This is a genomic window from Paenibacillus sp. FSL H3-0329, from assembly GCF_037963285.1.
Lineage (GTDB): Bacteria > Bacillota > Bacilli > Paenibacillales > Paenibacillaceae > Paenibacillus_AQ > Paenibacillus_AQ odorifer.
Genome location: NZ_CP150150.1, coordinates 4,132,519 through 4,153,676, shown reverse-complemented (window position 1 = coordinate 4,153,676; position 21,158 = coordinate 4,132,519). Strand labels below are relative to the sequence as shown.

22 protein-coding genes are annotated in these 21,158 nt (G+C 44.1%); all 22 read left to right on the top strand.

What is annotated here, in order from left to right; translation table 11 throughout:
* Window position 1 precedes the first annotated feature (1 nt).
* The 22 genes from flhA to rseP all read left to right on the top strand — a co-directional run bounded on the left by flhA (window position 2) and on the right by rseP (window position 21,134).
* Window positions 2-2,035, top strand: a complete 2,034-nt coding sequence (gene flhA / locus NSQ66_RS18255) for a flagellar biosynthesis protein FlhA (protein ID WP_036688509.1) — start codon at window positions 2-4, stop codon at window positions 2,033-2,035.
* Window positions 2,032-3,417: a flagellar biosynthesis protein FlhF gene (gene flhF, locus NSQ66_RS18250; protein WP_036688507.1), complete on the top strand. Its 1,386-nt coding sequence runs from the start codon at window positions 2,032-2,034 to the stop codon at window positions 3,415-3,417. Before flhA ends, flhF begins: the two co-directional genes overlap by 4 nt.
* Window positions 3,414-4,295: a MinD/ParA family protein gene (locus NSQ66_RS18245; protein ID WP_036688505.1), complete on the top strand. Its 882-nt coding sequence runs from the start codon at window positions 3,414-3,416 to the stop codon at window positions 4,293-4,295. The genes flhF and NSQ66_RS18245 overlap by 4 nt, the downstream gene beginning before the upstream one ends.
* 33 nt (window positions 4,296-4,328) lie before the next feature.
* Window positions 4,329-5,660 carry a chemotaxis response regulator protein-glutamate methylesterase gene (locus NSQ66_RS18240; RefSeq protein WP_076140999.1) on the top strand — a complete coding sequence of 444 codons (1,332 nt, stop codon included), beginning with the start codon at window positions 4,329-4,331 and terminating at the stop codon, window positions 5,658-5,660.
* Between the two features lie 34 nt (window positions 5,661-5,694).
* On the top strand, window positions 5,695-7,767 hold the full coding sequence (locus tag NSQ66_RS18235) for a chemotaxis protein CheA (protein ID WP_076140998.1): 2,073 nt from the start codon (window positions 5,695-5,697) through the stop codon (window positions 7,765-7,767).
* Window positions 7,768-7,794: 27 nt separating this feature from the next.
* Entirely contained in the window at window positions 7,795-8,256 is a 462-nt protein-coding gene (locus NSQ66_RS18230) for a chemotaxis protein CheW (RefSeq protein WP_036688501.1), read from the top strand.
* 3 nt (window positions 8,257-8,259) lie between these two features.
* Complete coding sequence (locus NSQ66_RS18225; protein ID WP_036688500.1) at window positions 8,260-8,886, top strand: chemotaxis protein CheC; 627 nt, start codon at window positions 8,260-8,262, stop codon at window positions 8,884-8,886.
* A complete protein-coding gene (locus tag NSQ66_RS18220) occupies window positions 8,879-9,376 on the top strand; it encodes a chemotaxis protein CheD (RefSeq protein WP_036688499.1) in 498 nt (165 codons plus the stop codon). Before NSQ66_RS18225 ends, NSQ66_RS18220 begins: the two co-directional genes overlap by 8 nt.
* Before the next feature lie 179 nt (window positions 9,377-9,555).
* On the top strand, window positions 9,556-9,789 hold the full coding sequence (locus tag NSQ66_RS18215; protein WP_339279333.1) for a hypothetical protein: 234 nt from the start codon (window positions 9,556-9,558) through the stop codon (window positions 9,787-9,789).
* A gap of 90 nt (window positions 9,790-9,879) precedes the next feature.
* Window positions 9,880-10,668 (top strand): FliA/WhiG family RNA polymerase sigma factor, encoded by a 789-nt coding sequence (locus NSQ66_RS18210; protein WP_036688498.1) that lies wholly within the window; start codon window positions 9,880-9,882, stop codon window positions 10,666-10,668.
* A gap of 29 nt (window positions 10,669-10,697) precedes the next feature.
* Window positions 10,698-12,101 (top strand): FapA family protein, encoded by a 1,404-nt coding sequence (locus NSQ66_RS18205; RefSeq protein ID WP_036688497.1) that lies wholly within the window; start codon window positions 10,698-10,700, stop codon window positions 12,099-12,101.
* 51 nt (window positions 12,102-12,152) lie between these two features.
* On the top strand, window positions 12,153-12,467 hold the full coding sequence (locus NSQ66_RS18200; protein ID WP_036688496.1) for a hypothetical protein: 315 nt from the start codon (window positions 12,153-12,155) through the stop codon (window positions 12,465-12,467).
* Between the two features lie 49 nt (window positions 12,468-12,516).
* On the top strand, window positions 12,517-13,095 hold the full coding sequence (locus tag NSQ66_RS18195) for a hypothetical protein (protein WP_038571941.1): 579 nt from the start codon (window positions 12,517-12,519) through the stop codon (window positions 13,093-13,095).
* Window positions 13,092-13,748, top strand: a complete 657-nt coding sequence (locus tag NSQ66_RS18190; RefSeq protein ID WP_036688494.1) for an endolytic transglycosylase MltG — start codon at window positions 13,092-13,094, stop codon at window positions 13,746-13,748. The genes NSQ66_RS18195 and NSQ66_RS18190 overlap by 4 nt, the downstream gene beginning before the upstream one ends.
* 161 nt (window positions 13,749-13,909) lie before the next feature.
* A complete protein-coding gene (rpsB, locus tag NSQ66_RS18185) occupies window positions 13,910-14,611 on the top strand; it encodes a 30S ribosomal protein S2 (protein ID WP_036688493.1) in 702 nt (233 codons plus the stop codon).
* A gap of 132 nt (window positions 14,612-14,743) precedes the next feature.
* Window positions 14,744-15,394 (top strand): translation elongation factor Ts, encoded by a 651-nt coding sequence (gene tsf / locus NSQ66_RS18180; RefSeq protein WP_036688492.1) that lies wholly within the window; start codon window positions 14,744-14,746, stop codon window positions 15,392-15,394.
* A 102-nt stretch (window positions 15,395-15,496) separates the two neighbouring features.
* Entirely contained in the window at window positions 15,497-16,225 is a 729-nt protein-coding gene (pyrH, locus tag NSQ66_RS18175) for a UMP kinase (RefSeq protein ID WP_036688491.1), read from the top strand.
* Window positions 16,225-16,779 carry a ribosome recycling factor gene (gene frr, locus NSQ66_RS18170; protein WP_036688489.1) on the top strand — a complete coding sequence of 185 codons (555 nt, stop codon included), beginning with the start codon at window positions 16,225-16,227 and terminating at the stop codon, window positions 16,777-16,779. Before pyrH ends, frr begins: the two co-directional genes overlap by 1 nt.
* Window positions 16,780-16,857: 78 nt before the next feature.
* Window positions 16,858-17,625 (top strand): isoprenyl transferase, encoded by a 768-nt coding sequence (locus tag NSQ66_RS18165; protein ID WP_036688488.1) that lies wholly within the window; start codon window positions 16,858-16,860, stop codon window positions 17,623-17,625.
* Window positions 17,626-17,645: 20 nt separating this feature from the next.
* Entirely contained in the window at window positions 17,646-18,449 is an 804-nt protein-coding gene (locus NSQ66_RS18160) for a phosphatidate cytidylyltransferase (RefSeq protein WP_036688486.1), read from the top strand.
* A gap of 23 nt (window positions 18,450-18,472) precedes the next feature.
* Window positions 18,473-19,612 carry a 1-deoxy-D-xylulose-5-phosphate reductoisomerase gene (locus tag NSQ66_RS18155; protein ID WP_036688483.1) on the top strand — a complete coding sequence of 380 codons (1,140 nt, stop codon included), beginning with the start codon at window positions 18,473-18,475 and terminating at the stop codon, window positions 19,610-19,612.
* Between the two features lie 247 nt (window positions 19,613-19,859).
* A complete protein-coding gene (gene rseP, locus NSQ66_RS18150; protein ID WP_076140997.1) occupies window positions 19,860-21,134 on the top strand; it encodes an RIP metalloprotease RseP in 1,275 nt (424 codons plus the stop codon).
* Window positions 21,135-21,158: the final 24 nt, after the last annotated feature.

Here is a 21,158-nt window from a genome sequence, read left to right as displayed (position 1 = left end):
ATTGAAAGCTAAAGATTTAACAGTTTTGCTAGGCATCATCGGGATCGTGCTTATGATGATTCTGCCTATCCCGTCCTGGCTATTGGACGTTTTGCTTGTTATTAACATCTCAATCGCATTAATTATCATTCTGGTTGCTATGAATACGAAAAATGCACTCGAATTTTCAATTTTTCCTTCACTGCTCCTAGTAACCACACTTTTTCGTCTGTCACTTAACATCTCGACTACAAAACTGATCCTGACTTACGGAGATGCCGGTTCAGTGGTATCTACTTTCGGTAGCTGGATCGCTGGCGGACAGATTGCGGTTGGATTTATCGTGTTTCTGATTTTGGTAGTAGTACAGTTTATTGTTATTACCAAAGGTTCAGAGCGCGTAGCTGAGGTAGGCGCTAGATTTACCTTGGATGCGATGCCCGGTAAACAAATGAGTATTGATGCCGATCTTAACGCAGGCATGATTAACGAAACCCAGGCACGTGAGCGCCGGCGTAACGTAGAACGCGAAGCGGATTTTTTCGGAGCCATGGACGGTGCAAGTAAATTCGTTAAAGGAGACGCGATTGCGAGTATTATCATCTTGCTGATCAATCTCATCGGTGGATTTATTATCGGTATGATGGTTCACGGGATGGACTTTGCTACTGCGTTATCCACTTATTCTGTATTGACCATCGGGGACGGTCTTGTCAGTCAAATTCCAGCTTTGCTTATTTCGACAGCAGCCGGCTTGATTGTTACTAGAGCTTCTTCGGAAGGTAATCTTGCAGAAGAGCTGACAGGACAGTTGTTGTCCTATCCGAAATTGTTGTATATTGTCGCAGTTACGGTAGCTTTTCTTGGACTCTTTACACCCATACATATGATTACAACGCTCCCATTGGCCGGATTGCTGGCTTTTGCAGCCTACCGTATGGGACAAAATTTAAATAAGAAACAGATTGCCGAAGAGCAACTTGTTGAAGAGAAGCAGATTGAAGAGGTACGAAGTCCGGAAAGTGTCATTAATTTGCTGTCAGTTGATCCCATTGAATTCGAGTTTGGTTATGGTCTTATTCCTTTGGCGGATACAGGTCAGGGAGGCGATCTGCTAGATCGTATCATCATGATTCGACGGCAATGTGCCCTAGAAATGGGTCTTGTAGTACCTGTTATTCGCATTCGCGACAATATTCAACTAAAACCGAATGAATATGTCATAAAAATTAAAGGAAATACAGTTGGCGGTGGTGAATTATTACTTAATCATTACCTTGCAATGAGTCCAGGATATGATGATGAATCTATAAACGGTATTGAGACCATCGAACCATCCTTTGGGCTTCCAGCATTATGGATTGATGAATCGGTTAAAGAGCGGGCTGAATTGTCCGGCTATACTGTAGTAGACCCTCCATCTGTTGTCGCAACACATCTGACGGAGTTAATCAAACGTCATGGACATGAGCTGATAGGAAGACAAGAAACTAAGATGCTGGTGGACAACCTTAGGGATAATTATCCAGTGCTCGTCGACGATCTTATTCCTTCCGTATTGGCGATTGGGGATGTGCAGAAGGTTCTTGCTAAGCTGCTTCGTGAAAAAATATCGATCAGAGATTTGGTTACGATTTTTGAGACATTGGCGGATTATGGGACATACACCAAGGATCCTGATATTCTCACTGAATATGTTCGTCAGTCCTTGTCCAGACAGATTACCCAGCAATTCTCACAAGTAGGAGAGACGCTGAAAGTCATCACGGTGGGGCCTAATCTTGAAAAGAAAATTTCCGAGAGTGTGCAGCAATCTGAACAGGGAAGTTATTTGGCACTAGATCCAACTTCGACACAAACGATCTATCAGCGGTTAAGTGAACAGATTAATCGATTGCTGCAGACAGGGCAACAGCCAATAGTGCTCACATCACCAACCATTCGTATGTATTTGCGGCAGGTGATTGAACGAACGATGCAGGATATTCCTGTACTGTCTTATAGCGAGCTAGAGCCTAACATTGAAATACAAAGCGTCGGAGTGGTGAATTTATGAGAGTGAAGCGTTACGTGGTCGATTCGATGCCTGACGCCATGCTTTCCATTCGCAACGAGCTTGGGAGCGAGGCCGTCATTTTAAGTACAAAGGAAATCAAAATCGGCGGATTTTTAGGGTTATTTAAGAAGAAAAAAATAGAAGTTGTAGCAGCAGTAGAAAAGGCAGAGAAGAATAATGTTCCAAAAAAGCCGGCTGCGCCAGCGATGAACATTCCACGGAGTGCAGTACCACAGGCTTATCAAAAAGCTTCATCTGCTTCCACTACACCTTCTATACCTTCCGTACCTTCTGTTTCATTAGAAAAGCCAGAAGAGTCACGGACGTTTGCAGAGATTGCTGCAGCCTTATCGGAAGCTATCAATGTACAAGAATCGATAGCCAAGCATCCGGAGCCAGAACCTGAGCAAAAACTTCCTGAATTAAATCTGGAAGATGCACCTTCTATATCAGCGTTGTATGAATCATTAGGATTAGAACAATCGCCAGAGGTTGCCACTGCTCTCGAAAATGATGTTCTTCGTGAGATTAGAGATATGAAGCTCTGGATGGAGCGAATTGCCAGACAATCCTCAGGTGGAAGAGAACTGCCAGACAGTCTGCAGGAGCTACGGGATCTTTTATTAGAGCAAGAAATGGATGCTGTGCTTGTTGAGGAATGGATCAGTAACATCTCGGAACGTTGGGTGGATGAAGGGCGTACTTGGGGACCAGAGAAATTTATGGGATCTCTTAAAGAACAGATTGATGGTTTCCTGACGGGACGAATTGCTGATGGAATTGCCCGGGATACTCAAATTGTATATATTGCCGGACCCACTGGAGTTGGAAAGACCACAACCATAGCTAAGCTTGCGGCAGAACAGCTATTTAAGCACGGACGCAAGGTAGGTTTTATCACCTCCGATACGTATAGAATCTCAGCTGTGGAACAGTTGCGAACCTACGCTGCTATTCTCAATGTTCCATTGGAGGTTGTCCAATCGCCAGGAGATTTGCAAAGAGCACTCTTTCGCTTGGAGAGTTGTGATCTAGTATTAATGGATACAGCTGGCCGAAATTATCGTAATGATATGCTAGTAGCCGAACTGCAAAGCTTGCTTGCGAAGGAATTGAGAAGTGAAACTTATCTTGTGCTTAGCTTGACCTCGAAAAGCCGTGATATGAAACTTATTGCAGAGCATTTCGGCAGATATAGGCTGGATAAGGTTATTTTCACAAAGCTGGATGAGACGGGGAGTTACGGCCCGCTCTTTAATGTCCTGAATGACTTCCCGCTTACCTTGTCTTATATGACCGATGGTCAAAATGTTCCTGATGACCTGCTTATGGCTACCAAAGGACAGCTGAGTGAGTTGCTTCTTGGAACAGGTGAAACATGATGGATCAGGCACAATCCTTAAGACAGCTTGTATCCAGTCAGGATTCTAAAGTAGCTGTAAGAGGGGGATCATCCGCCAGGATCATTACGGTGTGTAGTGGTAAAGGGGGCGTTGGTAAGTCGAATTTTACACTTAACTTCGCTCTAACTTTAAAGGCTATGGGCAAACGGGTTTTGCTGTTCGATGCAGATATCGGCATGGCTAATATAGACGTGTTGATGGGCGTATCGGCGAGATATAATCTTTATCATTTGTTAAAAAGAGAAGCGGATATCGAGCAGATTATTCAATACGGTCCGAATTCGCTCCCTTTTATAGCAGGTGGCTCTGGAATGGATGAGCTATTCACGCTTTCAGAGTCTGATCTTGATTATTTCACAAATCAGATAACACTTATCGCGGACAGCATGGATTTTATTTTGTTCGATACAGGCGCTGGTTTATCTAAGGAAACGATGAAGTTTATAACTTCTGCCGACGATTGCCTAGTGGTTACTACACCAGAACCAACAGCTATCACAGATGCATACGCATTAATGAAGGTTGTGAATCGTTCCTATCCTGAGACTTCCTTTAAATTGATTGTGAACCAGGCAGGTGATGAAAGGGAAGCCATAGCGACAAGCGACAAGATCCGAATGGCCGCCAGTCGTTTTTTGCAATTAGATATTTCTTATCTTGGTCATATAAGCTCAGATGCCCATGTAGTGCAAGCTGTCAAAAGGCAAACGCCATTCACATTGGCTTTTCCAAACAGTATTGCTGCAAAAGATATACATCGGCTTGCCCTAAGTTATTTGACCATTGATTCTAAAAAGAGCACAAAAGTCCAAGGGATTAAAGGCTTTATCCATAAATGGTTAAAGCGGAGTAAATAGTTGTTCTGAATTTGGGACAGAGGTGGAAATGATATGAAGCCATATAAAGTATTGGTTGTTGATGATTCGGCATTTATGCGCAAGATCATTTCCGATTTAATTGAAAATGACGCTGACTTTCAGGTGACGGCAACAGCAAAAAACGGTCGTGAGGCTATCGAAAAAATCAATGAGCTTCGTCCAGATCTGGTTACTATGGATGTAGAAATGCCAGAAATGAACGGCCTGGAAGCGCTGAAAATAATAATGGCCTCAGACCCTCTGCCAGTGATTATGCTGTCAGGGATCAATGAAGAGGGTATGAAGGAAACCATTCTTGCACTGGAATGGGGCGCTTTTGACTTTATTCGTAAACCTTCGATTACCAACTCTCAGGATATCATGGGAGTGGGAGAATCCTTAAGGGAACAAATGAAAGAGGCTATGATGGCCCGGGAGCAGCGCGAAGCACGTGCTTCTGCATTTAAGTTGCCAGACATACCGCCAGTAGAAGTCGCACCGCCAACTGTACCGAGAGTGATGCCCGGCAAACCCAAGGTAGAACCTAAAGCTTCACTCAAAAATGAAGTGATCAAAAAACCGCGGGTGAAGCAGCCGTTAGATCATACTGTTCCTAAAAGAGCAGCCAAACCATTAATCTCTACTCCACCACCTTTATCAGAAAAGAGTAATGCAAGGTCAAGAGTAGAGAATAACGCTACCCCACCAAAACCGTTGCCTAAACCTAAAGTGGAAGTGTCTTCTGACGCTCCTGCAAATCCTCAGGTCCGGAAGTATGGGAGTAATGATCTGCAAAAGTTGGTTGCCGTGGGGTGCTCTACAGGTGGACCACGTGCTCTAAAGGTATTTCTGGAGAAGATTCCTGCGGATTTTCCAGCGCCTATTGTTATCGTGCAGCATATGCCGCCTAACTTTACCAAATCACTAGCCCAGCGACTGAATACCTTTAGCCCGCTAGAAGTGATTGAAGCTGAGCAGGGGATGATATTGCAAAAAGGAACTGCTTATATAGCACCTGGAGGCTATCATTTACAAGTTGTCCCATCCTCTAGAGGGCAATATGTGGTTGTACTCACAAAGGAGGAGGCACGTAATGGCCATCGACCTTCTGTGGATGTTTTATTTGAATCATTGCTGCCGCTCACATCGTTAGAACGTCATTTGTTACTAATGACAGGGATGGGTAGTGATGGGGCAAGAATGATGAAAACCTTATACGACTCTGGGGTAACCTCAACCTTTGCTGAAAGCGAAGAAACATGTGTCGTATATGGAATGCCGCGATCTGCGGTGGAATTACAGTGCGTCCAGCACGTACTGCCTTTGCAAGAAATTGCTCCAAGGCTGGTGCAAGCTGTTAAATAACAGAAAAGCGAACTCAAAGGGGAGGTGCTCACTGATGGACATGAACCAATATTTATCCATGTTTATTGATGAGTCGAACGATCATCTGCAGTCATTGAACGAGAGCATGATGGGGCTGGAAGCGAATCCTGAGGACATTAGTATTGTACAGGTAATATTCCGCTCTGCGCATACCTTAAAAGGTATGGCAGCAACTATGGGCTTTGAAGATTTGGCTTCACTCACACACCAAATGGAAAATGTTCTTGATTTGGTACGCAACAACAAACTGCGCATGCAGGATTTCATTTTTGATACGTTGTTCAAAAGTTTGGATGCCTTGGAGTCTATGGTTGAGGATATTACGGGAGGAGGCGAGGGTAAAGCGGATGTTTCGTCTATCGTCTCCTCCTTACAGGCTATAGTCCGGGGAGAGATTCCTGTTGCGGGTGGTGAGGCAGCTTCTGTCTCAGGACCTGCTGCACAAGCGGTTGAAACCCCGATTCATTTAGATGAGTTTCAATTTTCTGTTCTAGAACAGTCGATTCAAGAAGGACATCAAGTATTATATGTGGACGTAACCATTCGCAAGGATTGTCAGCTTAAGGCAGTACGTGCATATATGGTGTTTGATCTTTTGGAGCGTTCAGGTGAAGTGGTTAAATCCTTCCCATCCGTTCAGGATATTGAACAAGAGAAATTTGATCAAAGCTTCTCTCTATATTACATAACTCAAAAAAGTGCTGATCAAATTCAGGCTATGATACTAAATCTGTCTGAGATTGATAAGGTATCGGCAGTAGCGTTGGATCAAGACTCTCTGCAACAGCTAGGTCAAGAAACAGCAGCAGCCTCTGAAGTGGCAGCCACGACTACTGAGGCGCCAGCAGCAGCTGCACCTGCGGCTTCTGCCGCTAAACCCCTGCCAACCAAAGAAGAGGGCAACAAACCGGCAGCTCACAAAACAGGTGGTGCACCATCACGTACCATTCGTGTAGATATTGAACGTTTGGACGTGTTGATGAATTTATTCAGTGAACTTCTTATCGACCGTGTCCGATTGGAACAGCTGGCTTCTGAGGTTCAAAATGGTGATCTTACAGAAACGGTTGAGCATATGGGCCGGGTAAGCGGAGATCTCCAGAATATTGTAATGAAGCTGCGGATGGTTCCAGTAGATACAGTATTTAACCGATTCCCACGTATGATTCGTGATCTAGCCAAGTCACTAGACAAAAAAGTAGATCTTATCATCACAGGAGCAGAAACTGAGCTAGACCGAACGGTCATTGACGAAATCGGGGATCCGCTGGTGCATTTATTGCGTAATGCAGTTGACCATGGTATCGAATCCATTGCGGATCGTGTTGCTGCTGGTAAGCCGGAGACCGGAACGGTCTATTTGCGGGCTTTCCACAGTGGTAATCACGTCTTCATTGAGATCGAAGAAGATGGAACAGGGATTTATCCAGAGAAGGTTCTGAAATCTGCTGTGAAGAAGGGTGTTATAACACAAGAGCAGGCAGCCAGTATGTCGGACGATGAAGCTTTTCAGTTGTTATTTGCCCCAGGCTTCAGTACAGCAGAGGTCATTTCTGATGTTTCAGGGCGCGGGGTAGGGCTAGATGTTGTGAAATCTAAGATTTCTTCTTTGGGCGGCAATGTAACGATTTATTCTGCTCCAGGTAAAGGAACAAATTTCTCAGTACAACTGCCTCTAACTCTATCTATCATTGCTGCAATGCTTATCCGTTTAGGTTCTGAGAAGTATGCCATTCCTTTGACCTCTATAGTGGAAACCGGAATCGTGAAGCAATCTCAGATCCGTACAATCCATGGCAATAAAATGGTAGAATTCCGTGATTCACATATTCCTCTGGTTTCGCTAAGTCGTCTCTTTTCAGTACCAGATTATGATGAGAGTACCGAAGAAGAAACAGAAATCGTAGTTGTGCGCAAGGGAGAAAGATTAGTTGCCTTAGCAGTACAGGATTTTATTGGCCAGAACGAGGTTGTGATTAAGAATCTGGGTAAATATTTGCCTGATGTACAAGGAATATCTGGCGCAACCATTCTTGGTGATGGTCAAGTAGCACTTATTATTGATCCCAACGCTTTTATTAAATAACTAGGATAGAACAGGGAGGTTCATTCCATGGCTGAAGATATTAAAGTGATAGTGTTCAAATTAGGCGTAGAGGAATATGGAATTGAAGTTGAGAAGGTACAAACTATTGAGCGCATGATGCCCATTACTCGTGTACCTAAGACCTATTCATTTATCAAAGGTGTAATTAATTTACGTGGTGTTGTTATTCCTGTAATTGATTTACGGGGCCGTTTCGGCATCGAAGAGGCTGAACACACCGATCAGACAAGAATCATCATCGTATCTGTTAATGAAATGGAAGTAGGCTTCATTGTAGACTCTGCAAATGATGTTATAGATCTGAACAGAGATTCTATTGATACACCTCCTGATGTTGTTGGCGGCATCAAGGCGAAGTATTTGGATGGGGTGGCCAAGATTGGAGACGAGCGCTTACTGATTATGCTCAACTTGTCAGAAGTGCTTAACAAAAGCGAAATCGTTCAATTAGAAAGCCTAGAGGGCTAACCTGTGGAACTATTTAAGCACTATAAGGATTTCAAAATGGATGTGCTTAAGGAAGTTGGGAACATTGGAGCTGGAAATGCAGCCACCGCATTATCACAGCTCTTGAACAAGCCGATAGATATGGCTGTTCCTAAGGTACAGCTCCTTAACTTTGAAGAAATTACTGATAAAGTTGGCGGAGCCGAAGAACTAGTATATGCGGTGTTTCTACGTGTGGAGGGTGAAGCTCCAGGTAACCTGTTTTTCATTCTGTCACCAGAAGCGGCAATGAACTTGCTTAGTCGTATTGCAGGCATTGAGCTGTCGAGTGATGAAGAGCTTGGAGAAATGGAACTTTCTGCGCTAAGCGAAATTGGCAATATTTTGGCAGGTTCGTATCTTTCTTCTCTAGCAGACTTCACCTCACTTTCTATGTATCCAACGGTTCCGGCCCTTGCTATGGACATGGCTGGCGCCATCCTTAGCTACGGTCTGCTGCAATTCGGGCAGATGGGGGACGATGCATTGTTGATCGACACTACCTTCTTTGAGGGGAAAAACGAAATTGAAGGGCAATTTTTCCTTATTCCCGATCCGGAATCATTCCCGAAAATCTTCAAATCGCTAGGAGTTCCTTTTGAAAATGATTGAAGAACAAAGCATTATTAAAGTAGGGATGGCGGATCTTAACGTTGGCAGCCAAGATAGTTTAATTCGTACCACAGGTCTTGGCTCCTGCGTGGGATTAACATTGTTTGACCCTGGAAAAAAGCTCGCAGGGATGGCGCATGTGATGCTCCCATCATCTGAGATTGCTAGGGAAGGGCAGTTAAACATCGCTAAGTTTGCAGATACCGCAGTGCCGGAGCTCTTATCCCGTCTGCTAGAGCTTGGGGCGGTTCGGAGCCGGATCGTAGCCAAGATGGCCGGAGGTTCACAAATGTTTGCCTTTGCCGGGGGGAGCGACACCATGAGGATCGGGCCTCGTAATGTTGAATCTTGTAAACTAGCACTTGAAAATTTAAAAATTCCGTTAATCGCAGAAGACACAGGCGGCAATTATGGCCGTACGATAGAAATAGCCTGCAACACTGGTATATTGTTTATTCGCAGTGTGCAAAAAGGCGCTAAGGAACTATAATTATGAATATGATTGGAAACATTTTGATAAACTTGGTGTCGGGTTTGGTAGGTTTCATATTTACCTTTTTTGTAACCTACAGTAACAATGTATTGGGTACTAGTTTATTAAGAAGCCTAATTGCATTTATCATCTGGTTTCTGCTTGCTTTTCTCTTAAGATGGGTATTGGGTTTTATTATGATTCAAACATCGCCTCCGGATGAAGTGGACACTGGCGGTGAAGAACTTGGGGCGAAGCTGGACATCAGCACCCCTAATGAGGATGAAGAATTAATCAATCTACTAAAACCGAAGCCAGGACAAGGAAACGAAAATAGCGAGGGATTTAAGCCTCTTACACCTCCTAAGCTAGTTTCGATGAAGGATCCTGAAGAATTGGCCAAGGCCGTTCGTCACCTGAAAGAAGAATAAGTGAGGGCTGAGGCGGAATCGGTGATCTTATTGGAAGGTACATTTCGCCGCGAATGCTCGCTGACTAAACTTTGGGAAGGGTGAAAGCTATTGAACGAGCGTAAAGCTTCTCAATTGGAAACTGACGAGCTATGGGAACAGTGGAAAGAACACAGAGACCCTGAAGCCAAAAAGAAGCTGATAGAGAGTTATCTCCATATTGTTGATTATGTATCCAGTCGTTTGGCTGTGGGATTACCCAAAAATGTATCCAAAGATGATTTAGCCAGCAATGGGGTTATGGGACTAATTGATGCGATTGAGAAATTCGACTACAAACGAGGATTGCAATTTCAGACCTATGCGTCCTGGCGTGTGCGTGGTGCGATATTAGATTCATTACGCCAAAGTGATTGGGTACCTAGATCCGTTAGGGAAAAAGCTAAAAAAATTGAGGACGCTTATCAGCAGCTGGAGCAGAAGCACTTAAGGTCAGTTAGTGACGAGGAAATGAGCCAATACCTTAATATTAGTGAACTGGAATTTCAAAATATGTTGCAGGATGTGGCTGTGATGTCACTTTGCTCACTGGAAGACCCGATTCGTGAAGAGGAATCAGAGACCCGAATGTCCATACTGGTGGACGATAAAGCTAAGAATCCGGATAGCAAGGTAAATGAATTCTACTTGCGCGAAGCGCTCACCAAAGGTATTGAGAAATTAACGGTGAAAGAAAGGACCGTTGTGTCCCTTTTATATTATGAAGATTTATCTTTAAGTGAGATTGCTGAGGTCATGTCGTTATCTCCTTCAAGAATTTCGCAGTTGCATTCCAAAGCTATTTTGCGGCTGAGGGGAACGCTCGAGAAGAACCGTGATCTCCTTATGCAGAACGATTAACCGTTAGCGGTGACAAGGGGGAGCAAAATTTGATCGGTCAATATGCTTTGAATCAGTACTTGAGTATAACTTTTTCGGAGGACAAAGGAATCGCGTATTTGCAGTTCTCCAAAAAGGATGAGAATTTTTCCTGCTCATCTACAGAACTGGAAGCCTTCCTGCACAGTCACAATATTCGCTACGGTATCAAGAGTGATGTTGTCGAACGTATTAGTAGTCATCCTGAGGAGTTTTTTTGGAGTAAAGTTCCGATTGCTGCAGGTTATCCTGCTGTGCATGGCACGGATGGACGAGTTATGCTTACAGTTGATCTGGAAGAGGACCGCAAACCGCTTGAGAAAGCGGATGGTAAGGTCGACTACAAGGACTTGGTCCGGCTTCGTAATGTGCTTAAAGGAAAGTTAATAGCTAAAATTATCCCTGCCCAGCCTGGAAAGCTAGGGATGACTGTAACTGGTGATGAGCTTGCTTTCAAGGCTGGAAAGGAAGCTCATTTTAAAATCGGGAAAAATGTACTCATTGATAACGATGGCACTTCGATGTACGCAGCGATTGATGGACTGGTCACGTTAACTGATAACGGGAAAATCAATGTGTTTCCTGTATATGAAGTGAATGGTGATGTCGATTACGGCACTGGAAATATTGATTTTGTAGGTACAGTCGTCATACGTGGGAATGTCCTTTCAGGCTTTACGGTAAAGTCTGCCGGTGATATTCGGGTTGTAGGCGGCGTTGAAGGTGCAGAGTTAATCTCTGGGGGCTCCATTGAAATTACTGGTGGAATTATCGGATATAACAAAGGTCAAGTTACCGCTGGAAAAAGTGTGAAGGTTTCTTTCATTCAAGATGGAAACGTAACCGCTGGGGAAGATGTAATTGTTTCTCAGAGTATTATGCACTCCAATATACGTGCTGGTAGAGATGTTATCTGTAACGGCTCTAAAGGTTTGATAGTGGGTGGAATCGTTCAGTCTGGAGAAAGAGTTGTAGCAAGAACTATAGGTAACACCATGTCCACTGCGACTGTGATTGAGGTAGGCGTGGTTCCAGAGCTTAGAAATGAGATTAACGAACTTCGTCAAGAGCTGCGGCAGCTGCTGGAGAACGAGGATAAAACCTCTAAAGCTTTGTATCTATTAAATCAATTGGCTACTAACGGTCAGCTCCCTGCGGATAAAGTGGCGCTTCGCGTCAAATTAAATGCTACTAAACAATCCCATCAACGTGAAGAAAAAAGAATTAAAGAACGAGTGCTAGAGATAGAAAGAATGTTAGAAGATACAGGTAGAGCGAGAGTTGAGGTTATCAAAACCATTTATGGCGGTTCAAAGATCATGATCGGCAGATATACCCGATTTGTTAAGGATGCTACGGAGCGGGTTGTGTTTATTTACAGTGATGGGGATATATCTTTAACGCCGTACAATTAATCGGGCGGGCAGCATTTGCGGCCGGCCATTACTTGTGAGAGAAGGGTTAAGATGAGCCTAAAACCGGTGGAACTGCAAATTGCTTTGCCTCGCACCACGGAGGCGGGCAAGCTTCAGAATGAATCTCAGCAACGTCCTGCTATCGACCAACATCAATTGGCTGGGCAAAATGTAAAACAAAGTCAGGAATTGGCCATGCGGAGCACTGAAGTGGATGAGTCTTCTGAATCAGCTTTACGGGATGGCGGTGGAAAAGGCAATCCACATTCAGGTGGAAATTCTTCTTCAGATAAACACTCGAACTCGCCTGCAACCCGTGATGCCGAGCATCCTTACAAAGGCCAACGCATTGATCTAAGTCTTTAATAAGAATCCACATGAATCTACATCTGAAATGCAAAAGGAGATAAGGCACTTGCAACCATGGGTTTATATTGTGCTAGTAGGTGTCGCCGCTATTCTTTATGCCCTTTTACTTCCCGCACGTGTAAAGGAAGGAAAAGCTAATCAGCAAAGCCTCAAGGAAACAGAGGCTGCGCTTGAGCTATATATGGCAGACATAGAGCGCGAGAATGAGGAACTGGTACAATTAGTTAGTAGTATTAAACAACAATCGCAAACTAATCATAATTTACTGCAGGGACAGGTTAATGAATTACAGAGTCAAGTGGTAGAGTTGCAGAACAGCTCTTTAAAGCTAGAAGCACGAGTGGCCGAGGAAGAGAAGGGTTTGAAAGAACTTGCAGTGACGGTTGAACAAGGTTCGAAGGTTAAAGTTGGTGTTAACGAAGATACGTCTCTGCCAGCAGAGATGAGTTCAGTGTCGCCAGATGTGAAAGCGAAACCTATTAGTTCGATAAAATTACGTTACCCAAGATTGTTTGAACTGCATGAGCAGGGCAAATCGATAGACTCCATTGCCAAGACGGCTGGACTTCAGCGAGGGGAAGTGCAACTGATTCTGCAACTTGCCAAACAGGAGGAATCGGTATGATTAAGAACCGTTCATTCTTGTTCGGACTAGGCACAGGACTAATTACTGGCGCTTTATTACTTCAGTTAATGATCTCCGGTGGAGCGGCTCCACTTACCAAAGAACAAGTTCTACAGGGTGCTGAAAAATTGAATATGAAAGTCATCGATGAAGCTGCAGAATCTGCCTCGGGGGAAGCTGAGAATGATAATAAAGAGGAAATCACAGAGACTGAGGGATCGACAGTAGTAAGCAAGGAGAACGTCAGCCCCTCTGCGCCGGCTGCTGCAGCCTCCCCCACTCCGGTAGTGTCACCTACAGTACCTGAGAGCTCTGATAAAGCCGTTGCGCCGAAGAAGCCATCTACGCCTACTGACGGCAAGGTTGAGCAGCCACAGGTCACTCCAAAGGCCAGTGCCGCTCCAACCGCTGTAGCTCCTGTAACGCCTAAAGTCACAGCAAATGCTAGTGTTTCCGTTCGAATTCCATCTGGAAGCACATTGACAGCAACAACAGATATTTTGGCAAAGGCTGGAGTCATTAAGGATAAGTCTACTTTTCTAGAGGCTGCAAACAAACGAAAGATTAATACGAAAATTCAATCCGGTTCTTATAGCTTTAATAAGGGAGAGAGTATTGACTCTATAATAGAGAAATTAATAACTTTAAAGTGATCGTTGCATACACTGAGATAATATGGTATAGTAATTGACGGTGTTAAAACACACGCCGGTTGATTTCGACAAGGGGTGCTTTCTTCTGAAGAAAGTCTTGCTGAAAGATGACGCATGGCGGAGGAGACACACAATAAACCAAACTTAGGAGGTGTGTGAAGATGGCAGTAATCTCCATGAAACAGCTTCTAGAAGCTGGGGTACACTTCGGTCACCAGACTCGTCGTTGGAACCCAAAGATGGATCGTTATATCTTCACTGAAAGAAACGGAATTTACATTATTGACTTGCAAAAAACAGTCAAAAAGGTAGAGGAAGCTTACAACTTTGTGAAAAGCGTCGCTGGTGACAACGGCACAATCCTATTCGTAGGAACAAAGAAACAAGCTCAAGATTCCGTAAAAGAAGAAGCAGAACGTTCCGGTATGTTCTTCATTAACCAACGTTGGTTGGGCGGAACGCTTACTAACTTCCAAACTATCCAAAAGCGTATTGATCGCTTGAAGAAATTGGAATCTTGGGAAGAAGACGGTACTTTTGAAGTACTACCTAAGAAAGAAGTTATCCTTCTTCGCAAAGAGAAAGATCGTCTTGAAAAATTCTTGGGCGGTATCAAGAACATGAAAGGTCTTCCAAGCGCGTTGTTCATCATTGACCCGCGTAAAGAGCGTATTGCAGTTGCAGAAGCTCGCAAATTGGGTATTCCAATCGTAGCTATCGTTGATACTAACTGTGATCCAGACGAAATCGACTACGTAATTCCAGGTAACGACGACGCTATCCGCGCTGTTAAATTGTTGACTGGTAAAATGGCAGACGCTGTTGTTGAAGCTCACCAAGGCGAAGACACAACTACTGCTTAAGTAGCGACTAGCACATACAAGAACTTAAATGAAAAGGGTGGTTGGCAGGTGGATAACCTCTCACTGCCCTTTTTTTAGGATAAAGGCCTTGAATAATGTAAGAAAACGACAATTACCTGGAGGGAATAAACAATGGCAGTTGATGCAAAAGCAGTAAAAGAACTTCGTGAAAGAACAGGCGCTGGTATGCTTGATTGTAAAAAAGCGCTTGAAGAAGCTAATAACGATATTACTAAAGCAGCAGAATTGCTTCGTGAAAAAGGTCTGTCCGCAGCAGCAAACAAAGCAGGACGTATTGCTACTGAAGGCGTTGTAGAATCTTACATCCACGCTGGCGGCCGCATTGGTGTACTTGTAGAAATCAACTGCGAAACTGACTTTGTTGGTAAAACAGATTCCTTCAAGGAATTTGCTCGCGATATCGCTATGCAAATCGCTGCAGCAAACCCTCGTTATGTTCGTCGTGAAGAAGTGCCACAAGAAGATGTTGAAAAAGAAAAAGAAATCCTGAAAGCTCAAGCTTTGAACGAAGGTAAGCCTGAGAAAATCATTGAAAAAATGGTTGAAGGACGTATTGGTAAATATTACGAAGAATATTGCTTGCTTGAGCAAACTTTCGTTAAAGACCCAGACAAAACAATCTCCCAATTGTTGAATGAAAAAATCAGCACAATCGGAGAAAACATCTCGATCCGTCGTTTTGCTCGTTTTGAACTAGGCGAAGGTTTGGAAAAGAAAGTGGATAACTTTGTTGAAGAAGTTATGGCACAAGTTAATCAATAATAGCTTCATCATAAATATGAAGAATTGAATAAAGGCAAGCATCAGAAGAGCGGAACACGTACACGTAGTGTTCCGTCTTTTGCAGAAAGTGAGGGTATACATTTGGAACAGCCGGTATTTAAGAGAGTAGTCCTTAAGGTAAGTGGAGAGTCTTTGGCAGGACAAAACGGATATGGTATTGATGCCGACATGATTATTTCCATCGCTGAACAGATCAAGGAAGTTGTAGAACTTGGCGTTCAGGTTGCAATTGTTTGTGGCGGGGGTAACATTTGGCGCGGGATCGCGGGCAGCGCAAGCGGCATAGATCGCGCTACTGCAGATTATATGGGCATGCTGGCAACAGTAATGAACTCACTTGCTCTTCAGGACGCATTAGAGCAAATTGATGTGCCAACAAGAGTGCAGACTTCGATCTCGATGCAGCAAATTGCTGAACCATATATTCGTCGTCGTGCGATTCGCCACTTGGAGAAGGGCCGGGTTGTTATTTTTGCAGCAGGCACAGGTAACCCATTCTTCTCAACAGATACTACTGCAGCACTTAGAGCGGCAGAGATCGAAGCAGAAGTTATTCTGATGGCGAAAAATAAGGTTGACGGAGTATATTCTGCTGATCCGTTCAAAGATAGTACAGCTGAGAAATTCGAACAGCTTACTTATATGGATGTTCTGAATAAAAACCTCGGTGTTATGGATTCAACAGCTTCATCTTTATGCATGGATAACAATATACCGCTCATTGTATTCGCCATTACAGAACAAGGCAATATCAAACGTGTCGTTCTCGGTGAGAAGATCGGAACGATTGTTAAAGGGAGTGTAGATTAATGCCACAATCGGTCAAAAAAAATGCTGAAGAGCGTATGGACAAAGCGATTTCATCGCTGAAACGTGACTTGGCAACATTACGTGCAGGACGTGCAACAACATCGCTTCTCGATCGTATTCAAGTTGAATATTACGGAGCACCTACTCCAATTAATCAGCTGGCCAACATAAGTACTCCGGATTCCCGGACACTGTTGATTCAGCCGTGGGACAAAACATCGATGTCTGATATTGAACGGGCGATCATGAAATCCGATATCGGATTGACGCCAGCCAATGACGGCACCATTATTCGTCTTTCTATCCCTCCGCTGACTGAAGAGCGTCGGACGGACTTGGTTAAGCTGACTAAGAAGTTTGGTGAAGAAGCGAAAGTAGCGATCCGCAACATTCGCCGTGATGCCAACGATGATATTAAAAAGATGGAGAAAAACGGTATCTCTGAAGATGAGTCCCGTGGCCATCAGGAAGACATTCAAAAAACAACGGATAAGTTCATAGCCGAAGTTGACAAAGTGCTTGTCTCCAAAGAAAAAGAGATTATGGAAGTTTAATGATATTCAAGAGACTTAAGGCCCCTCCGTTAATGGTGGGGTTTGTCTCTTTCTGATAAGAGCTTGGAGGAAACGGAAATGATCAAACGGATTCAAGCGTGGCTGAGCCGTAAAGACAGGCAACAGTCAGTCGAGATTTCACCGGATAACATTCCCCGGCATGTGGCTGTGATTATGGATGGTAATGGACGCTGGGCTAAACGGCGCGGCTTACCGCGCGTTATGGGTCATCAGAACGGCATGAAGGCTGTCAAACGTGCTACGATCGCTGCAGACGAATTAGGTATTAAATACTTAACGATGTATGCGTTCTCGACAGAAAACTGGATACGCCCGAAAGAAGAAGTCGATTACTTGATGCGTTTGCCTGGGGAGTTTCTGGCGATTGAGCTTGATGAGCTAATCGAGAAGAATGTTCAAGTACGCATGATGGGTGACGCTGACGCTTTACCTTCATATACCCGTAAGGCTATGGAAGAGGCGGTAGCTCGAACAAAAGAGAATACTGGATTGATCTTAAATTTTGCTCTTAACTATGGTGGACGCAATGAAATAGAAGGCTGTATGCGCAGTTTAGGGAAAGATATCCAAGCTGGTATATTGTCGCCAGAAGAAATTACATCAGAGTTGATTAACAACAGACTATTAACTGCTGGTTTACCCGATCCTGATTTGTTGATACGAACAAGTGGAGAAATTCGGCTTAGCAATTTTATGTTATGGCAGATTGCCTATAGTGAATTGTGGTTTACTGATGTGTACTGGCCTGAGTTCGACAAAGAGCATTTGCATCAGGCCGTTGCTGAATATCAACGACGAACACGCCGTTATGGTGGACTGAAGTAGCTTGTTAGGAGATGGAACCTTTGAAGCAGCGATTGATTACCGGAATTGTTGCCGGAGTATTATTTTTAGGGTTATGTGTACTGGGAAACTGGCCGTATCAGGTTCTGCTTATTGCTATGGCTCTTATAGGTTTTTATGAATTTGTCAAAATGATAGGTATTCCTACGCTTTCCGGTACTACTGTTCTGGGTTACGCAGCTATTCTAAGCTTCATGATCCCATGGAATTTGCTTGGTGTTACTGCGCCGTTGTCCTGGGAGCAAGGGATTTGGATTCTGCTGTTATTGTTCCTTCTGGTCACCGTTTTTACTAAAAATAAATTAGATATTCGAGTAACAGCCTTGCTGTTTACTGGTATAGTATACATTGGAATGGGCTTCTCTTATATGGCCGTGGCTCGTGCATCGGATGACGGACATGGTTTGTTCTGGACTTTTTTGCTCCTGTTCTGCATTTGGGGCAGTGATGCGGGAGCATATTTTGTAGGCAGAAGCTTTGGCAAGAACAAGCTCTGGCCGGCCATCAGTCCTAACAAAACGGTGGAAGGTGCTGTTGGCGGGGTACTGATCTCGATGCTTATTTCTATCGTGTTTGCGCTGCTTGCTCCTGAACACTTGGCGATAGGACGAGCATTGCTTATTGGGCTTTCTTGTGCGATATTAGGACAGCTTGGAGATCTTGTGCAGTCAGCTTATAAACGTGCGTATGGCATTAAAGACTCAGGTACACTTTTGCCAGGGCATGGCGGTATTCTTGATCGATGTGACAGCTGGATTATCGTATTTCCATTCGTACATATTGTAATGCTTATGCCTTACTATTAAACGAAGGGAGAGAGAGTATAACTATGAAAAAAATAAGTGTTCTAGGTTCGACGGGTTCGATCGGCACTCAGACTCTAGATGTCATCGCAATGCACCCAGACTCTTTTGAAGTAGATGGCTTGGCGGCCGGAACAAATACAGCATTATTACTGGAACAAGTTCGTCGTTTTAACCCGCGTAGAGTCTCTGTGGCAACGAAAGAGCTGGCAGATGAGATTAGATCCAGCCTACCTTCTGGTATAGAGCTTTACAGCGGGAATGAAGGGCTTGTTGAAGTGGCGGCTGGCGGCGATGCCGAAATGGTCGTAACGGCTGTTATGGGAAGCGTAGGGCTTCAATCAACACTAGCGGCAATTGAAGCCGGCAAACATATTGGACTCGCCAATAAGGAGACATTAGTAACGGCCGGACATTTGGTCACTGATCTTGCTAATCGTAAGGGAGTTAAGCTGTTGCCGATTGATAGTGAGCATTCAGCTATATATCAATGTCTCAATGGCGAGAATATCTCAGATATTGCCTACATCACTTTAACAGCATCCGGCGGCTCATTCCGTGACTTTACGCGTGATCAGCTTAAGGATGTGACGGTAGAAGATGCGCTTCGTCATCCGAATTGGAGCATGGGCGCGAAAATAACGATAGATTCTGCTACAATGGTGAACAAGGGCTTAGAGGTTATTGAAGCGCATTGGTTATTCGGTCTTCCGTATGAACAAGTGAATGTGCTGCTGCACCCGGAGAGCATCATTCACTCTTATGTTGAATTCCGTGACAGCAGTATTATTGCCCAGCTTGGCAATCCCGATATGCGTGTCCCGATTCAATATGCACTTACTTATCCAGATCGTTGGGAATCTCCGGCACAGCGTTTGTCGTTAGCTGAGATAGGACGTTTGACCTTTCGTGAAATGGACTTTGAACGTTACCCTGCACTGAAGCTAGCGATAGATTGCGGAAAAGCTGGTGGAACGGCGACTACTGCTTTCAACGCTGCGAACGAAATAGCAGTTGCTCGATTCTTAAGTCATGAGATCTCGTTCCTGCGTATTGAGGAGATTATCGGAGAAGTGCTAGATTGTCATAATAACGAGCATAATCCGAATCTGGAACAAATTGAATCCTGTGATAGACGTGTTCGAGAGCTGGCAGCTACGCTGTAGAACGTAGAAAGATCTCCTTTTAAAAATATAAGAAAGTATAAGTTTCACTTTATACATTATCCTTATATTTCTCGCGTAAACGCGTACCGTCTCCTTAAGGAACACTGATGGCGTTATTGCTTGACTGGAAATACTTACTTTGCCCTAAAAATAGGTTGGGACAGTTGATTCTCTTGTGCCTGATCGGAGAATAATGATAAATTAAGAGGACATACTTCGGTCTTACACCTAAAGGGGGATGATACGTTTGGAAATGGTTCAGGTCGTTTTTTTAACGGTGCTCATGTTTTTTGTACTTGTGACTGTACACGAATGGGGTCACTATTATTTTGCCAAACGCGCCGGTATTCTCGTGAGGGAATTTGCTATCGGTTTCGGTCCGAAACTGTTTTCTTATAAACGGAATGAGACACAGTTCACTCTTCGCTTACTGCCTTTTGGCGGTTATGCCCGCATGGCTGGTGAAGATCCTGAGATTGTCGAGATTGGTTCTGGACAGACCATTGCGGTAAGGCTCGGACAAGACAATAAAGTTAAAAACATTTATCTGGATGCACTAGACACCCGTAGAAATGTTATCCGTGGTGAGGCGCTGAGTACCGATCTCGAAGATAAATTGCAGATTACCTTAGATGTGGACGGAGAAGTTACTACTTATGATGTTCATCCGCAAGCGATGATGATTAAAGGGACGCAACAGACACAAATTGCACCTAAAGATCGTCAATTCGGCAGCAAGACCGTGGGTCAGCGTGCGTTGGCTATCGTTGCGGGTCCTGTGATGAACTTTCTGTTAGCCTTTGTACTCTTCGCCATTCATTTGCAAATGGTCGGGATTCAAGTTGAAAATCCTACTTTTGTTAAGATTGGCGACGTCTCCGAAGGAATGCCAGCGCAAGAAGCAGGACTCAAAAAGGGCGATATCATTGTCTCCATCAATGGTGAGAAAATCGGTGCTGATTACAAAAAAATGATTAGCTTGACCTCGGAGTCCAAAGGTAAAGAAATGAACTGGACGCTGCAACGGGGAGAAGAAACCCTTAACGTTAAGCTAGTTCCTCGTAGTATGGAAGGACAAGAAGGCGGTAAAATAGGCATCACTCCTGAGCTACCTACTCGTAAAGCTGGTTTTGGCGAGACGATAACAGGTTCAGGAAAAGCTATGGTCGATACGACAGAAGCTATCTTTTTGGGCTTTAAACAATTGATCAATAAATTCAATATGGATGATATTGGAGGTCCGGTTCGTACGTTTGAGGTAACCGGTCAAATTGCTCAACAAGGTATTCAGTATCTTACATACTGGGCCGCTATTTTGAGTCTATATCTGGGGATATTTAACCTCTTGCCGATTCCGGCACTCGATGGAAGCCGTCTGGCATTCCTAGGTGTTGAGGCACTGCGTGGCAAACCTGTGGATCCGGGTCATGAAGGCATGGTTCACTTTGTAGGTTTTGCACTGCTATTTTTATTAATGATTGCTGTTACGTATAATGATATTTTACGTTTGATCAGCGGCTAATTTTCTTCGGGAGGCATTCCATTA

Bases quoted from the DNA above. Each gene is read 5' to 3' on its own strand.
- rpsB (WP_036688493.1), top strand. From the start codon at position 13,910: ATGGCAGTAATCTCCATGAAACAGCTTCTAGAAGCTGGGGTACACTTC.
- NSQ66_RS18230 (WP_036688501.1), top strand. From the start codon at position 7,795: ATGGCTGAAGATATTAAAGTGATAGTGTTCAAATTAGGCGTAGAGGAA.
- NSQ66_RS18190 (WP_036688494.1), top strand. From the start codon at position 13,092: ATGATTAAGAACCGTTCATTCTTGTTCGGACTAGGCACAGGACTAATT.
- NSQ66_RS18240 (WP_076140999.1), top strand. From the start codon at position 4,329: ATGAAGCCATATAAAGTATTGGTTGTTGATGATTCGGCATTTATGCGC.
- NSQ66_RS18200 (WP_036688496.1), top strand. From the start codon at position 12,153: ATGAGCCTAAAACCGGTGGAACTGCAAATTGCTTTGCCTCGCACCACG.
- flhF (WP_036688507.1), top strand. From the start codon at position 2,032: ATGAGAGTGAAGCGTTACGTGGTCGATTCGATGCCTGACGCCATGCTT.
- NSQ66_RS18245 (WP_036688505.1), top strand. From the start codon at position 3,414: ATGATGGATCAGGCACAATCCTTAAGACAGCTTGTATCCAGTCAGGAT.
- NSQ66_RS18155 (WP_036688483.1), top strand. From the start codon at position 18,473: ATGAAAAAAATAAGTGTTCTAGGTTCGACGGGTTCGATCGGCACTCAG.
- NSQ66_RS18220 (WP_036688499.1), top strand. From the start codon at position 8,879: ATGATTGAAGAACAAAGCATTATTAAAGTAGGGATGGCGGATCTTAAC.
- NSQ66_RS18165 (WP_036688488.1), top strand. From the start codon at position 16,858: ATGATCAAACGGATTCAAGCGTGGCTGAGCCGTAAAGACAGGCAACAG.
- frr (WP_036688489.1), top strand. From the start codon at position 16,225: ATGCCACAATCGGTCAAAAAAAATGCTGAAGAGCGTATGGACAAAGCG.
- tsf (WP_036688492.1), top strand. From the start codon at position 14,744: ATGGCAGTTGATGCAAAAGCAGTAAAAGAACTTCGTGAAAGAACAGGC.
- NSQ66_RS18235 (WP_076140998.1), top strand. From the start codon at position 5,695: ATGGACATGAACCAATATTTATCCATGTTTATTGATGAGTCGAACGAT.
- NSQ66_RS18215 (WP_339279333.1), top strand. From the start codon at position 9,556: ATGATTCAAACATCGCCTCCGGATGAAGTGGACACTGGCGGTGAAGAA.